The following is a 14,824-nucleotide window of genomic DNA, read 5'->3' as shown; positions in this document are numbered from 1 at the left end:
TAATGCCTGGTAGCGGTACGCCTTATGGATGTTAGATGAGGGTGTGAAGCGTTGCGGATAGGCAAGGAATGATGGAAGGGACGAGGAAAATGGAGCTGGTACGGACTAAAGCAGACGAGGTACTGCCGTTAACGCGGGTGATAACGAAGGATTTGCGCCCGCGCGTTTTAGTGGTTGGCGATCCAGCGCGGGCACAGCGTGTGGCGAGCATGCTTGACGATATGCAGGAATTGGCGAAGAACCGCGAATACTGGAGTTTTAACGGTAGCTGGAATGGTGTGCCGATCACGGTTATTTCCCACGGTGTGGGCGCGTGTGGGGCGGCTGCTGTTTTTGAGGAGGTGTGCCGTGGCGGGGCGCAGCTCGTTATCCGTTCGGGGACTGCTGGCGGACTACAAGATGATGTGGTTGATGGCGATATTGTGGTGGCTACTGCGGCGGTTCGGGCTGATGGTTTGAGCCAGCGGATTGTGCCGTTGGAGTATCCGGCAGTGTCTGATACTCATGTGGCGGTGGAGCTGGAACGGCAGGCGCGGAAATCGGGTTTGGCGGTGCATTTTGGGGTGTTAGCGACGATGGCCTCGTTTTATCCTTCGCCGGTCTTGCCTAATGAGCAGGTGTTGTGGCGTGACGCTGGAGCTGTCGGGGTGGAAATGGAAGTGGCTGCGCTGTTCACGATTTGTGGTTTGCACCGAGTGCGTGCGGGGGCTTTGGTCGCTATTGACGGTAATCCGTTGAAAGATAATGACGAGGCGATGACGGATTATCAGCCGGATCGGCAGATTGTGGATCGTGCAGTGCAAAGTGCTCTGCAGGCCGCATTAGATACGTTAGTGACGGTGGAACTGTAAACGGGATGTTCTCTCGGGCGCGCAATGCAGGCATGAAATATGGTACCTGCATTGCGCGCCCATTTTTCTTGTTGTGCCATGTGTCGTATGTGCGAGGTAGCTCTATTACGATAAAGATGATCGGGTGGTGCGCGTCAGCTAGATAGCGCGGATCGGGTTGCGCGGTGGTTCGTCTGGGCCTGGCGCATTGGAGCGCATTGTGTGACGTGAGCTGTGGCGTGACCGGAGCAGGAAGGGGCGGAGAAGATGTCGTCGTATGGTCTTCAGACGCGGATCTTGCATATTAACGAGGTAGCTAATGTGCCCAGTACGCTCGTCGCTCATGCTCGGCAGAGTGGAAAACAGTGGGCATTGCACCGGATTCCTGCAGGTCGTGGCTGCCCGGTGCGGGTTCTCGGTTCGCGCCTGGTTGATCTTGAACGGTTTTCTCGTTTTGCCCATCAGGCCGATCTTATTGATCTGCATTACGCCACGAATGGCTATTACGGTTGGGGATCAATCCCGCTGGTGCTTCATCTGCACGGTAGTGATGTTCGCAAAGATTGGCAGCGTCCGGGATTGCGATATGTGATTTCACGAACCTTGGAGCGTGCCGACGCGGTGGTGTGTGCGACGCCGGATCTTTTGGAGTGGGTGCGTCCGGTACGTCCGGATGCGCGTTGGCTGCCCAATCCGCTTCCTCCACAGTACGTAACAGCGCCGCCTGCGCCCGTCATTCCGAGGCGGATTTTTCTTTCGTCTCGCTGGGATCTCACCAAAGGTTTAGATGTTTTGCTTCCTTTAGCTCGCGAGCTTGTGGAACGTGGATATGAGGTAGTGGGGGTTGACTGGGGGACGCATACTGCGCAGGCGCGCAACGCTGGGGTTCGGCTTTTCCCGCATTGCGCCCCCTCGGAGTTTGCGCAGTTGTTGGCGAGCGCGCAGGTGGTCGTCGGGCAGGTGGAATTCAGTTTGTTGACCATGACGGATTATCAGGCGCTTAGTTTGGGCAGGCCACTGGTTGCGGCGGCCAGTGTGGAGGGTGCGCCGATTGCGGCGGTGGATGTTCGCACTGCTCCTTCGTCGGTGCAATATCCGCATGTGATGCCTGGGGATTTTCGGCTGTGGCCGCATACCGGCTTGACGGCCCGTGATCCGCAGCAGATTGCGAATCTGGTTGAGGCGATCTGCGCGGGGGATCATGTGTTAGCTGATTCTCCTGATAATGCTTTATTGCGGCGCGAATGGGTTATGGAGCGGCATGGTGTTGAGGTGGCGCTCGCGGCTGTGGAGCGAGTGTACCGAGAGGTGTTAGGCGAAAAGTAGCTGGATGTGTGGATATACGCAGGTGTGCGCGGTAGTGCCTTGATGGGCTCTGGTGTTTTGCCGGCGTGGCGCGTTAACTAGGCAGGCAACCGCGGAGCGCAGAGAGAACCGCAGATATTCTATGCGTTGGGTGTGTGCTTGTGCGCCACGGTTCGCATGCCGGTGTGGATATATGCGCGGATGTATCCACGTCCCAAGTTACTGGGATTTTTGCGTGAGAATTTCGGCGACGTATTGGGCGCGGCGTTCCCAGGTGTGTTCGTTGCGGATACGTCGGCATTGTTCGCGTTTTTCCTGCACATCGTCAGGGTGTGCGAGGAGGTAATGAATGAGCTCGCTCAAGGCTGCGGCGGAATTTTCTGTGGTCCAGCCAATGCCGTTATGGGTGACGACGTTAGCGGTGACGGTGTTATCCACAGCAATAATCGGCTTGCCGCGCCCGATGTATTCGTAGAGCTTGAGCGGGGCGGCGAAGGCTCCGTAGGAATGTGGCTCCATCGGGACGTAACAGATGTCGGCTGTGGCGTATAAGGCGTCGCGTTCCGGACCAGAGGCGTGAATCAGCGTGATGTTTGGGGTGCTCAATACCTCGTGGTATTCGTCTTGGCAGCGTTCCCAGTTATCTTTGGGAACGCACATGGTGAAGTGAATGTCTGGGATGGTGGCGGCGGCGTGGACCATGTTCAGGAGGCGGTAGTGCCCGCCGAGGCCGCCAATATAGAAAATGTTGAGCGTTTTGTGGGCTGATGGTGTGGCGGTGTGTGCTGCGGGCGTAGTGGTATCGGTGCTGACGAGGGAGGTCGCTGTGGCTGCATCGCCGATGATTGATCCGTCGTCAATGATGGAGGCGCCGGGTGGTAGCGGGATGCAGCGGGCTGAACGCATGGGAGGCAGATAGGGGATCATTTCGCGTGACGGCAGGAAGAGTACGTCGGCGTATGCGTCATATCCGCGCAGTTCGTAGCGGTAGGTCGCTTTCATGATGGAACGCAGTGGTTCTTTGACGTGTTCCCGGTAGAGCGGGAAGCGCCAGTAGGCGTCTCGATAGAAAACTGACGTGGGGATATGGTGGGCGCGGCAGAGGCGGAATAGTGAGAAATCAAGGAGAAAATGCGGTGGGAAGTGCCGTGGTTCGGTCACCATCGCGGGGATGGTTGCGTTTTCTGAGTAGAGGAACTCGAAGTGTTGCCCGGCGGCGAGCTTTTTACGCAGTTGTGCGATGCGTTGTTTGCGTTCGGCGGCATAGCCGGTGATCTCGAATACGGTGTATCCGGCTGCTTCGAAGGCGTCGCGCATGGCGACTGGGCGCAGTCCGGAAGCGCCGACCGCCTTGCGGTTCAGGGGGTAGGCGGTGTGAAAAATCATGGCAGGCATGGGTTCTCGCTCTGTTCTTAAGCGGTGTTCTTTGAATGTAATCGTATCGAACGCGATGGAAAGCAAAAACATTCTCTTTTGTTTGTGTTTTGGTGTTGTGGATATTTCGGCGTATGTGGAAAGCAAAAACTGCAGAGAAACACGCATGGAACGATCTCGACAGTGCAGGAGGTGCTCGAAGAATGGGTGCCCCTCGCCACATGAGAGGAAAGACGAGAGAGGAATCATTGCGTGATGTCCACAAATCACACACTTGAGCCAGTACAGCGGAAAGCGACGAGGATACTAGCAGCAGGATTCATCATGCTCAGTATCGTCATCGGTTATCTCGCTACGATGCCCAGCGCGTATGCCGAGGAATACTTCCCAGGATCGCAACAAAAATGGCGAACGGATGATGGTGGCTGGATTCGCTTAGGGGCTATCGCCCCGCCAGTAGGCTCTGGAAATGACAATCCGGTTTACTGCACAGATATGGCAAAAAATCAGCCTGGCATCCATGACAGCGTTACGATTGCGACTCTGCGTGATTCGCAGATGTGGGGTCCACCTGAATTAGATATGACGACGGCACAGCTTGCCTGGCTAATGGCAAAATATCAATACTCACGCGATAGCGGAATACAGTCAGCACTGTCATATGTGATTCACGCGAATTTAGAGCAGACAACAGATCCCTCTGTGCAAAGCTCTCAAGAAGCAGTGGATTATCTTGTGGCGCAAGTGAAAAAGACTGCCCCGGCACTGCATACCCAGGCTATGCAAATGGCCGCGGAAGCGAGAAAGAGTGCGGCGATCAACTACCAGCCAGGTATCGGAGGAAACGCAGATGCTCTTAACGGGCAGGTTAGTGGTATTGGTGTGCAAAATGCCGATGGGCAGTATCTCGCAGGCAAGGCCCTGACGGTAACGATGGAAGGTCCAGCGGTATTTAGCGCGACGGGCACACAGACGTGGTCCGGTCTGTCGGCAGATCAGCCATTGAACTTGGAGTGGCGGGCAACGGGAACAGGGCGAGTTAATCTCAAGACCACCTTCGCCGGTGATCTCGATTATCTGAGCCAATTAGGTAACCCAAATACTCAAGTCACCGTGCAACTGCCCAAACTATCTGATCCATATTTTGTTACCGTCTCCGGTAATAGCTGGTCAGTGCGATATGATTTTCAGCCAATTGGCGTCTCACACGTCGATAAAATCAGCACAGATGGCAGCTTTGTTGACGTGTTCACCGCTCAGGCTGATCCGCATTATGGGAGTGGGCAATGGTTAGAAGTCGGTGGGGCGCCAGTTCCCGTAGTTTATGAAGCAACTGCATACTACATTGGCGATCATCCGATTACTGCAACCGCAGATGTTCCAGCAGCGGCACAGGTAATTGGTGTGCAACATGTGACGGCGGTTGGGCCAGGGGAGATCTCTGCGCAATTCACGGGGGCACCTCCAGGATTTGCCACGGTAGTTTGGCGGGTTGTCCACGCCGATCAACCTGCTCAGAGTCAGCCATATATTCATGGCGATTGGTCGGATCACTATGGATTGGCTGAGGAAACTGTTTCGCACCACCGTCGTATTGAAGTGGATACTGCTGCGGCGATACGCACAACTCAATCAGGGATATACCTGGTTGATGATATTTGGGTTAGCGGTTTTCCGGAGGATCATGGATCATTTTCCGGCGATGAGCGCTTCACCCCAGACGTTGCCACGCTGACTCAACGCCTCCTCTTTTTCCCCGAAGGCGTGGAAGTGCGCGATGAAAACATAGAACACGCTGAAAAGATTGCCGAAGTTGAGATTCCGGCACGTAATGGGTTCTATCCCACGAGTGGCTCGCCGCAGTTTCGGGTACGCACCGATGAGCAAGGTAATCCAGTAGTGGGTACGTATGTTTTTGTAACGGAATTTGCTGGGGATAGCCGCGTTGCTCCTTTCCGCTCTTCGGTTAGCGATACCACAGAGCAGTTCACTATCGGCAAGGAGCCACGTTTGCATACCACCTTGCGCTATCACAACACTCGGTTACCGATACCGGCGCTCAATCATATTCCGGTAGTCGATCAGGTGTGCTATCTGAATGTAACACCAGGTACTAGCTATGAGATTGTTGGTGAATTATATGATCGCGATACGGGAGCAGCACTAACCGATAGCAATGGGAAAGCGAATACGTCCCGAGTTACCCTGCAGGCAGAGCAATCCTCCGGATGTGTGGACGTCAGTTTTGTTGTAGACGCCAGTGCCTTAGCCGGGCATCATATCGTCGCTATGGAGAGCCTGTATCACGACGGAAAAGAGGTTGCTTCCCATCGAGAACTCAGCAATGAAAAACAAACGCTGCCCGTCAGCGCGCTGCAGACCACAGCGTCCGCGCTATCTGGGCAGATAGCGCGAGCTGCCGGGCAAGTGATTACTGACACCGTCTGCGAAACAAGTGGGGCTTTCGTTCCGGGAGCGCAGTACACAGTCCGTACCTGGTTAGTTGATGAGCGCGGTGAACTCGTCAGGAACAGTGCAGGAGATGTGCAAGAAACAGTGTTTCAGCCTCATGATCCCCAACAGTGTGCGCAGATCAATGTGGAATTTGATGCGCGAACAGTGAGCGGGGATGCGGTTGTCGTCTTTGAAGAGATATATGCTGAAGGCGTGTTGGTCGCTGCACATCGAGATCTTCAGGATGCAGCCCAGCGGGTAACGCTGCCTCCCAATGTTCCTCCTCGATTGTCGCGCACTGGATCGGCAACACTGCTGATCGGGGTAGTAGCCCTCGCCTTACTTGGCGCTGGTGCGGCGGCAATCCGAATCTCAGCTCGTCGTTAATCCCCTGGTGTTGCGCGCACTGCGCCGCAACACTGGGGAATTCGCCGGAATTGTATTCCATCCGTGTGGGAAGTGTTAGACAATACAGGTAAGGAAATGGAGGCAAGATGAATCGACCCCGTCGCCCTGCGCAATTAACTCCGGAGCAGATTGAGCTAATTGAAGGTGAGGCTGATACCGCAGCAATTTCTGAGCTGGCACATACTTCAGCGCAAGCTATTGTTCGCATCGGTTCTCTCCGTCAAGAACCTGATGAGGTTATCACTCGTATTGTCGATCTCATTCAGTCAGAAGGTATTGATGTGCTCGCTGAGTCGTGGGTACATTCTCCGGAAGATTCGCTCCCAGGTATTTTATGGCGGGGGTACTTGCTACACGAATGGCTACGGCGTTTCCCGCTAGAAGCACGGGAACGTTTTGCTGCTGCCCGATGCGCTATGCGGGAAGATAGTGGGCAGCAACAAGATCTCGTCGCTGGGCCTAACGAGGTATATCAGTCCTGGGCGGAGGTATTTCAGGGAAACTATACTGGTGACTTCGCCCAGGTATTACATATCTCGGCTCGTTTCACGGATTTTATTGGGCGTGTTCAGCCCGTATGGATTAATGATGACGGGCATCCGCTTGCTACGGAAGTAACCCGTCGGGATACGGCAATGCTGCGAACTAGTCAAGAGTTTTGGCAGGCTGAGCAGTTGCTGGATAGCGGTCAGTTGAATTAATCGGAGAAAGTAGGCAGCAGTGAGTGACGAGAAAATCGAGTGGAGCGAGGCAGACCGCTCAGATCACATCAGAATACCCGATCAGGAAGCTAGTACCGACTACTACAGTGCTTCTGGGGCTCCTGAGATTGTGAATCTACGAGCTAGAGTTGCTGAGGAAATTCGGATGGGTACGCCGGTCACTACTGAGGAACTGATCGAAGAGGCGGAAGAAGCTGTGCGCGAAGTTGAACATGAGCAGGACGTCTACTGCCAAAGCGATCTACCACAAGGGCGCTTTCTCGATCGAGAATTATCCTGGCTTGCGTTTAATGAGCGCGTTTTGGAACAAGCCGAAGATCCAGATTTGCATATTCTGGAACGAGCGTGGTTTCTCGCGATTTTTGCCTCGAATCTCGATGAATTTTATATGGTTCGAGTTGCTGGTCTTATGCGCCGCATTGCAACGGGGATGGCCGTCACGAAAGCCTCGGGGCTAACTCCTCGGCAAGTACTTGATGGGATTATTGCGCGCACACAAGAATTGCAGCAGCGCCATGCGCGAGTATTCCGCGATGATATTCAACCGAAGCTGGCATCCGTCGGTATTGTTATTCGCCATTGGGATGAGCTAGGGGAGAGCGAACAAGAACGGCTCTCGAAGTTTTACCGTAAACAAATCTTCCCGGTATTAACCCCGCTGGCTGTCGATCCGGCGCATCCTTTCCCATACATTTCAGGATTGTCATTAAATCTTGCGGTATTGGTCCGTAATCGAAAGACGAATAAAGAGCTGTTCGCTCGGGTAAAAGTTCCCCCATTGCTTCCCCGTTTTATTGCAGTGGATTCTGAGGGTCGGCCATATCGTCCAGAAGACGTCCCGACTGACGAGCACGGCAACACCTCGTATATTCCGTTAGAAGAGGTGATTGGCGCGCATTTGCAGTCGCTGTTCCCAGGGATGGACGTCGTGGAATACTCGACGTTCCGGGTAACGCGCAACGAGGATCTGGAGGTAGAAGAAGATGACGCAGAAAATCTTCTTAAAGCCTTAGAACGCGAGCTGTTGCGGCGGCGTTTTGGTCCGGCTGTGCGGCTAGAAGTCGATGAAAATATCTCGGATCGGGTACGTTCCCTCCTGGTGCGCGAACTTGGAGTGCGTGATGATAACGTCTTACATCTGCCGCCACCTTTGGATTTAACAGGCTTAAACGTCATTCACGATTTGGACCGGCCACAACTGAAATACCGGAAATTCGTTCCGGTGACGGCTCGTGGCATCGTTGAGGTGGAAACTGCGCAGACGCCGGATATTTTTGAAGCGATACGCCGTCGCGAAATCCTGGTTCAACATCCCTATGAATCATTCTCAACTTCGGTGCAACAATTCATCCGGCAGGCAGCGGAAGATCCTAAGGTTTTAGCTATTAAGCAGACTCTGTATCGAACCTCGGGGGATTCCCCAATTGTTGACTCTCTGATTCGTGCAGCGAACGCAGGTAAGCAAGTGCTGGCTGTCGTCGAGATTAAGGCACGTTTTGATGAAGAGAACAACATCGAATGGGCGCGAAAATTAGAACAAGCTGGCGTTCATGTGGTCTACGGGATCGTCGGGTTAAAGACTCACTGCAAACTTGCCCTGGTTGTTCGCCAGGAAACAGATGGTTTGCGTCGCTATTGCCATATCGGAACAGGAAATTACAATCCCAAGACGGCACGTGGATACGAAGATATTGGTCTGTTTACCTGTGATCGCGATACCGGCCAAGATCTGACGCGACTGTTCAATCAGCTTTCTGGATATGCGCCAAAGGCAAAGTTCCATCGCCTCATGGTTGCGCCAATTGGGATCCGATCCGGATTAATTGAATGCATTGAGCGCGAGATCGAGAATAAGAAAGCTGGAAAGGATGCGTGGGTGCGATTGAAGTGCAATTCAATCGTTGATGAACGCATTATTGACGCGCTATATCGAGCCTCGCAGGCGCAGGTGCCGGTGGAGATTCAAGTTCGCGGAATTTGTTGTTTGCGAGCGGGGATCCCGGGGCTATCTGAAAACATCACGGTTCGATCTATCTTGGGTCGATTCCTTGAGCACTCCAGGATCTACGCCTTCGCTAACGACGGCGATCCAGAGGTATGGATCGGATCGGCAGATTTGATGCACCGAAATCTGGATAGGCGAATTGAGACGCTAGTGCGCATTACTGATCCAGAACATAAAGAATTCCTTATTGATCTTGTCCGACGAGCCTGCTCAGACGAGGTCCAATCTTGGCATATGACCAGTGAAGGATGGCAGCACGTTACCCATGACGCGGCTGGCAATAAACTTGGCCATCTGCAGGATTATCTGATGGCACGAGCGCGGCAAAGCGTCGCAGACCATGTGTGAGAAATAGCGATCATGGATAAGGAATAGCCAGTGCGAATTCCCGTTCGAGCTGCGGGAGCGATTGTCTGGCGTCGGCGAGGAAGAAAGATTGAGGTGCTGCTCGTTCATCGCCCGACGTGGAACGATTGGTCCATCCCCAAAGGCAAGGTCAAAGGTGCGGAGACCTTGCCAGAGTGTTGCGTGCGCGAGATCAAAGAAGAAACCGGCGTTGATATTGTGCTGGGTATTCCGATTGACGTCCAACGCTATCGCCTGCCGGGTGGCAAGCGTAAAGAGGTGCGTTATTGGCTGGCGCAAGAGCTGAGCGAATCCCACCTATTACGGGCGCGACCAGCGATAAAACGCGCTCCGCGTTCCGAGGTAGATAAGGTTATATGGTGTGATGTGCGAACGGCTCGGAAGAAGCTATCAACTGCCGCAGATCGCACCACGTTAGAAAAGGCAGTTGCCGCGATTAACGCTGGCGCTGCCGAATACGTCGTGAAAATATGGGTGCGCCATGCCCGCGCCCGTAAATGTGCATCGTGGGCAGGAGAAGAAAGCGACCGGCCACTGACCCGTTCTGGGCAACGACGTGCAGCGGGAGTAAGTGCAATCCTCAGTGCGTATGGGGTGCGTGATCTCGTTACATCGCCGTGGAAACGCTGCGCGCATACCCTGCGTAGCTATGCGCGCAGCTCTCGGATCGTATTGCGAAAGTGCCCAGCCCTGACGGAGACGGCGTATCTTCACCATCCTGACGCCTTTACTAACGAGATCAAAACAATAATGTGTACGCGAGATTCCCTTGCGGCATGCGTACATCGCCCAACTTTGCCAGCGATACTCGATATTCTTGGTCGTTACGCTAAACCCGCGATTCGCCGACGCTTTCCTGCAGACGATCCGTGGTTGAAAACCGCAGAAGTGCTCGTCGTACACACCCTGCCATCGCAATCACAGCCACGTATTGTTGCGGTGGAACGTTTCCGCCCAGCCGATTCATGCGGCCAAACAGGGAAGTAGGTAACGCTGAGCAGAAGAGCAGACAGAGCCCACAGCGTCGGGAGCTGAGGAAAGCAACTTTTTCAGCGGTAGCGTTCAGATTGAAAGGTATGGCAAACAGCGATGGCGGGAGATACCGCAACTATCGGGTTTGCAGGTGCTGGCAATCCGATTTATAGCTGGCTGGATACTCGTATATGCGCCCACACCCACAACGAATAACGTCGTGCAGATGAAGAAACCCTAGGGCAAGCAGGGGCAGTCGTTATCTATTAAGGCAAGCTATTAATTATCTAAGCAAGCTTTTATGTATCTAAACGAGCTGTTACGTATGTAAGGCGTTTTATTTATCCGAAGGTCTACTGTTTATCCAGGGAGCCAGCCTGCATTTATTTCATTTATTTTGTGCAATACGTACCGCTACCATTCTCATATCGCGCGTCTGTATAGGCGCGTTTACATCGGAGCGCCCTATCTCAAGAGATCTCACAGTTACGGGTTTACAAGCCCCAAACCCTTTACCCCAGAGCATTAACAGTGAGGCATTTAGCATTAGCATGCTTATTGAGCTTTATCGCGAGTGCGTTTACAGCCAGCGGTTCTAAGCACATATAGCGAAGCGGCCGCCACGTTTCCTGCGTGACGGCCGCCCCAACACAAAGCATCTCCTAGTGAATAAAGAGGTGCAAAATAAAGCAGAACACTGCTGCAATCGCGCCGGCGGCAGGGAAAGTAATGAACCACGCGACGACGATATTCGAGGCAGTTCCCCAACGCACGGCAGACTTACCGTTCGTTGCTCCCACACCCATAATCGAGGCGGTGATGGTATGCGTGGTTGAAATGGGCGCTTTGAACGCAAAGGCCATCACATAGAGAACCGACGCAGCCACCGACTCCGCAGCGAATCCTTGTGCGGGGGAAAGATCAGCGATCTTTGTGCCGAGCGTCTTCATAATTCGCCAACCACCGGCATACGTTCCAAAGGAGATTGCCCCAGCAGCCGACATCATGACCCAGATCGGTACGGATTTGCCGTCGTGGAAACCGCCTGCAACCAGGGCCAACACCATAACACCCATCGTTTTTTGGGCGTCCTGTAGGCCATGCCCGAGAGCGGTCGCACCGGCGGAAATCGTCTGTGCCACCCGAAAACGCTTCATTGTCGTCTTATATGGTGCGCGCTTAAAAATCGTGCGAATCAACGTCATCAGCAAAAATGCTAAGACGAAGCCGACGACCGGGGATAAGAACATTGGGATAATGACTTTTTCCCCGATGACCGGCCAATGTACTGGGGCAGATACCACCAGCGCTGCACCGGCCAAACCACCGATAAGACCGTGCGAGGATGACGAGGGCAGACCAAACCACCAAGTAATCAAATTCCAGGAAATCGCGCCGAGTAACCCAGCGAGCACAACCACAAGACCAGAAGTGCCCGTCGGAGTATCAATGATTCCCGAACCGATCGTCATTGCCACCCCAGTACCGAGCATGGCCCCGACGAAATTCATACCGGCAGCCATCATCAGGGCGGCGCGCGGAGTCAGAGCACGCGTAGCAACCGAAGTTGCAATTGCGTTTGCGGCGTCATGGAAACCGTTCGTGTAATCGAATACCAGTGAGATAACGACGACGAGAACGACCATCGCTACTAACGGATCCACCGTTTAGGACTCCTTCAACGTCAGGAGCTCAATCCAAGAGGCGAGCTCTTCAAATGAATCGACTGCGGCTTCAAAGGAATCCAGCAGGATCTTGCGCACAATAATCTCTTTCGCATCTGCGTCAGAGTTGAACAGCTCAACAACCATATCGAGATAGAGCGTATCGGCGCGGTTTTCCAGATTGTTAATCTCCAACCACTCCGAACGAATGGACTGGTCGATGCGCTGTAACTTGCCTACTGCGTTGACGGCACGTTCGGCGCAAGAACGGATAATATCCGTCATTTCAAAGATCTTCTCCGGAAGATCCTCGATCTTGTAGAGCACGACGTTATTGCCGGCTTCGTCGATCATGTCAACACAGTTATCAATCTGACCAGTGAGATTGATAAGGTCGCCGCGGTCGAAGGGCAACACGAAGCTGGTGCCAATCTCCTGGAGAACCTGATGCGAGGCAGAATCAGCGTCGTTTTCAATTTCGTGAAGCTGGATATTCAGCTTAGGGCGCGCTGCCGGATCGGCGCTCGTCAGTTCCGAGAGCGCGGCCGCGGCACGGACGAGATGGTTTGCTTGTTCATTAAGGAGCTTTTGAACTTCATGCTGGCCCTTAAAGCGACCAAATAAATTACCCATGGGCGTTAGTTTCCTCTGCGTATGTACAACAGTGGGTATGGTTTACGTAAAACCAGAGTACGGCACGATGTATTAACCGAGCAAAGACTTAAGGCACATTCCCTTTTTGAAGTTCGCCACCGATTTCTGGTTTTTACTGACGATTAGCTATTTTGGGGTGGCATGTCACATGGTGAGCAGGGCACAGTGAGGCATTGACTTTGTGGCAAGGTATCCACGTTAACCATGCGCCTAGCGGCACGCACCTAACGAAAGGACACAGCATTGGACGCGATTCAACAATGGTTTCATGAGGTGACAGGTCCGGCAACACAGGCACTATCGTCGGTGAGTGATTGGCTGTACACCTATGTCATGATCGCGTGCCTGGCCGGTACGGGTATCTATCTGACGCTGCGTTCGCGGGCTCTGCAGGTTCGCCATTTTTCGGCGATGTTTTGCTATCTTATGCGTTCACGTAAAGGCGCAAATGGGGGTATATCTTCCTTCCAGGCCTTTGCGATCGGAATGGCAACCCGTATCGGAATTGGGAATATTACCGGCGTTGCTTTAGCTCTGATTCTCGGTGGGCCAGGCGCACTATTTTGGATGTGGGTTGCGGCTTTCCTCGGGATGGCGACTGCGTTTGCGGAGGCGACGCTGGCGCAAATCTTCAAAATCCCACATCATGACGGGACGTTCCGCGGCGGGCCGATGGCCTACATGCGCTATGGGTTGAAATCGCGATCGTTGGCGATTGTGTTTACTCTCGCCATGGTGTTCACGATGGTCGTCGCTATGCCTATGGTGCAATCCAATACGATTGCACAGGTTATGGCGGCATCGCGCGATGTTCCGGCGTGGGTGACTGCAGTGGTTGTCTCGATCCTTGCGGCCTTAGTGTTACTTGGCGGGGTGCGAAGCGTTGCGCGGGCAACGGAATTTATCTCACCGATTATGGCGGTGGTTTATCTCGTCGTGGCACTGAGCGTCGTTGCTGTGAATTTCCGGCAGATTCCGCAATTCTTTACCGACGTATTCCTCTCGGCTTTTGGTATGCGGGAAGCCGCAGCCGGAGTGGCGGGCGGAATTATGGCTGCGATAATGAATGGTTTGCGCCGAGGATTATTCTCCAATGAAGCTGGTATGGGGACGAATCCGAATGCGGCTGCCACGGCAACGGTTGCTCATCCAGTTCAGCAGGGACTGATTCAATCCCTTGGCGTGTTTTTTGACACGATGGTGATCTGTACGGCCACCGGATTTATTATTATGACTTCCGGTTTGCTCGATCGAACTGTTCTTAGCCCTGACGATGCTGGGCATTTGACGACATCGGCGATTACTCAGAGCTTGGGGGCGTGGATGGCGTGGCCGATAGCGATCATTATTTTCTTCTTTGGTTTTTCCTCGATTCTTGGCGCATACGCCTATGGTGAGGCCTCGCTGGTCTTTTTGCGCGCTGGCGCGAAGGTGCATTTCGCGGCGAAAGTGCTGACGATTGTGTTCTCGGCATTGGGAGCGCTACTGGCGTTGACGTTCGTCTGGGCGTTGATGGATCTGACGATGTTCGTCGTGACGATGATAAACCTTTTCACCGTTCTCGCTCTGGGCTCGTGGGTGATTGTAGCGATGCGTGATTATGAGAGCCAGGTTGCGCGCATCCGGCGAAATGGCTACCTAGAAGTGGCATCTCGTGATGGTGCTCGGATGATTCGCGTTATCGAGCCGGTTTTTCAACCAGATGCATTAGATGTGCCGAGGGATTATGACGCAAAGGCCTGGGAGAAGGCTGTCGAGTCGGCGCAGCACCTCAGCTAGATATTGCATAAGGAAAACTGTGCGGGTTAATACGCGCGGCTAAAAACGCAATGATCTGCCTGGATATGTTGCGAATGGGGGTGGACGGGAAGTATGCCACTCCTCGGCTGTCAGCCCAGGAAGCGTGGCGGAAAAGGCTGAGAGTGAGAAGAGGGGTTCCGAAAATATCGGGAGAGAAGTTGCGCTACCTAGTGCGGCGAGAAAAGGGCAAGAGAACAACGAGAAAACGAATTTTTCCTAGAGATTGCGCATAGGATTGTGGGGAGGAAAGGGTAAGCCCTTTCCTCCCCA

Annotated in this window: 10 protein-coding genes; 7 read left to right on the top strand and 3 right to left on the bottom strand. The window is 53.6% G+C overall.

Annotation, left to right across the window (positions count from 1 at the left end):
• The first annotated feature begins 89 nt into the window (after positions 1-89).
• A complete protein-coding gene (locus tag ACLHIL_RS03425; RefSeq protein WP_411296550.1) occupies positions 90-851 on the top strand; it encodes a nucleoside phosphorylase in 762 nt (253 codons plus the stop codon).
• A gap of 246 nt (positions 852-1,097) precedes the next feature.
• Entirely contained in the window at positions 1,098-2,156 is a 1,059-nt protein-coding gene (locus ACLHIL_RS03420; RefSeq protein WP_411296549.1) for a glycosyltransferase, read from the top strand.
• 198 nt (positions 2,157-2,354) lie between these two features.
• Here the strand turns inward: ACLHIL_RS03420 and ACLHIL_RS03415 are convergent, their stop codons facing one another.
• A complete protein-coding gene (locus ACLHIL_RS03415) occupies positions 2,355-3,530 on the bottom strand; it encodes a glycosyltransferase (protein ID WP_411296548.1) in 1,176 nt (391 codons plus the stop codon).
• A 234-nt stretch (positions 3,531-3,764) separates the two neighbouring features.
• Between ACLHIL_RS03415 and ACLHIL_RS03410 the strand changes: the two genes are divergently transcribed.
• The 4 genes from ACLHIL_RS03410 to ACLHIL_RS03395 all read left to right on the top strand — a co-directional run bounded on the left by ACLHIL_RS03410 (position 3,765) and on the right by ACLHIL_RS03395 (position 10,451).
• Complete coding sequence (locus ACLHIL_RS03410) at positions 3,765-6,350, top strand: VaFE repeat-containing surface-anchored protein (RefSeq protein WP_411296547.1); 2,586 nt, start codon at positions 3,765-3,767, stop codon at positions 6,348-6,350.
• A 107-nt stretch (positions 6,351-6,457) separates the two neighbouring features.
• Complete coding sequence (locus ACLHIL_RS03405) at positions 6,458-7,072, top strand: hypothetical protein (RefSeq protein WP_411296546.1); 615 nt, start codon at positions 6,458-6,460, stop codon at positions 7,070-7,072.
• Between the two features lie 19 nt (positions 7,073-7,091).
• A complete protein-coding gene (locus tag ACLHIL_RS03400; RefSeq protein WP_411296545.1) occupies positions 7,092-9,446 on the top strand; it encodes an RNA degradosome polyphosphate kinase in 2,355 nt (784 codons plus the stop codon).
• 30 nt (positions 9,447-9,476) lie between these two features.
• Positions 9,477-10,451 carry an NUDIX domain-containing protein gene (locus ACLHIL_RS03395; protein ID WP_411296544.1) on the top strand — a complete coding sequence of 325 codons (975 nt, stop codon included), beginning with the start codon at positions 9,477-9,479 and terminating at the stop codon, positions 10,449-10,451.
• Between the two features lie 647 nt (positions 10,452-11,098).
• On the opposite strand, the gene ACLHIL_RS03390 is transcribed toward ACLHIL_RS03395, so the two are convergent.
• Positions 11,099-12,100 carry an anion permease gene (locus tag ACLHIL_RS03390; RefSeq protein ID WP_411296543.1) on the bottom strand — a complete coding sequence of 334 codons (1,002 nt, stop codon included), beginning with the start codon at positions 12,098-12,100 and terminating at the stop codon, positions 11,099-11,101.
• A gap of 3 nt (positions 12,101-12,103) precedes the next feature.
• Entirely contained in the window at positions 12,104-12,733 is a 630-nt protein-coding gene (locus tag ACLHIL_RS03385) for a DUF47 domain-containing protein (protein ID WP_411296542.1), read from the bottom strand.
• A 264-nt stretch (positions 12,734-12,997) separates the two neighbouring features.
• On the opposite strand from ACLHIL_RS03385, the gene ACLHIL_RS03380 reads away from it, so the two are divergent.
• On the top strand, positions 12,998-14,533 hold the full coding sequence (locus ACLHIL_RS03380) for an alanine/glycine:cation symporter family protein (RefSeq protein ID WP_411296541.1): 1,536 nt from the start codon (positions 12,998-13,000) through the stop codon (positions 14,531-14,533).
• Positions 14,534-14,824 lie beyond the last annotated feature (291 nt).

Origin of the sequence: Trueperella sp. LYQ143, assembly GCF_046599595.1 — a bacterium.
Taxonomy (GTDB): Bacteria; Actinomycetota; Actinomycetes; order Actinomycetales; family Actinomycetaceae; genus Trueperella.
The sequence above is the reverse complement of the archived record's forward strand: the minus strand, read 5'-3'. Positions and strand labels throughout refer to the sequence as shown.

Coding starts and splice junctions, on each gene's coding strand:
- ACLHIL_RS03425 (WP_411296550.1), top strand. CDS start 90: ATGGAGCTGGTACGGACTAAAGCAGACGAGGTACTGCCGTTAACGCGG.
- ACLHIL_RS03420 (WP_411296549.1), top strand. CDS start 1,098: ATGTCGTCGTATGGTCTTCAGACGCGGATCTTGCATATTAACGAGGTA.
- ACLHIL_RS03415 (WP_411296548.1), bottom strand. CDS start 3,530: ATGCCTGCCATGATTTTTCACACCGCCTACCCCCTGAACCGCAAGGCG.
- ACLHIL_RS03410 (WP_411296547.1), top strand. CDS start 3,765: ATGTCCACAAATCACACACTTGAGCCAGTACAGCGGAAAGCGACGAGG.
- ACLHIL_RS03405 (WP_411296546.1), top strand. CDS start 6,458: ATGAATCGACCCCGTCGCCCTGCGCAATTAACTCCGGAGCAGATTGAG.
- ACLHIL_RS03385 (WP_411296542.1), bottom strand. CDS start 12,733: ATGGGTAATTTATTTGGTCGCTTTAAGGGCCAGCATGAAGTTCAAAAG.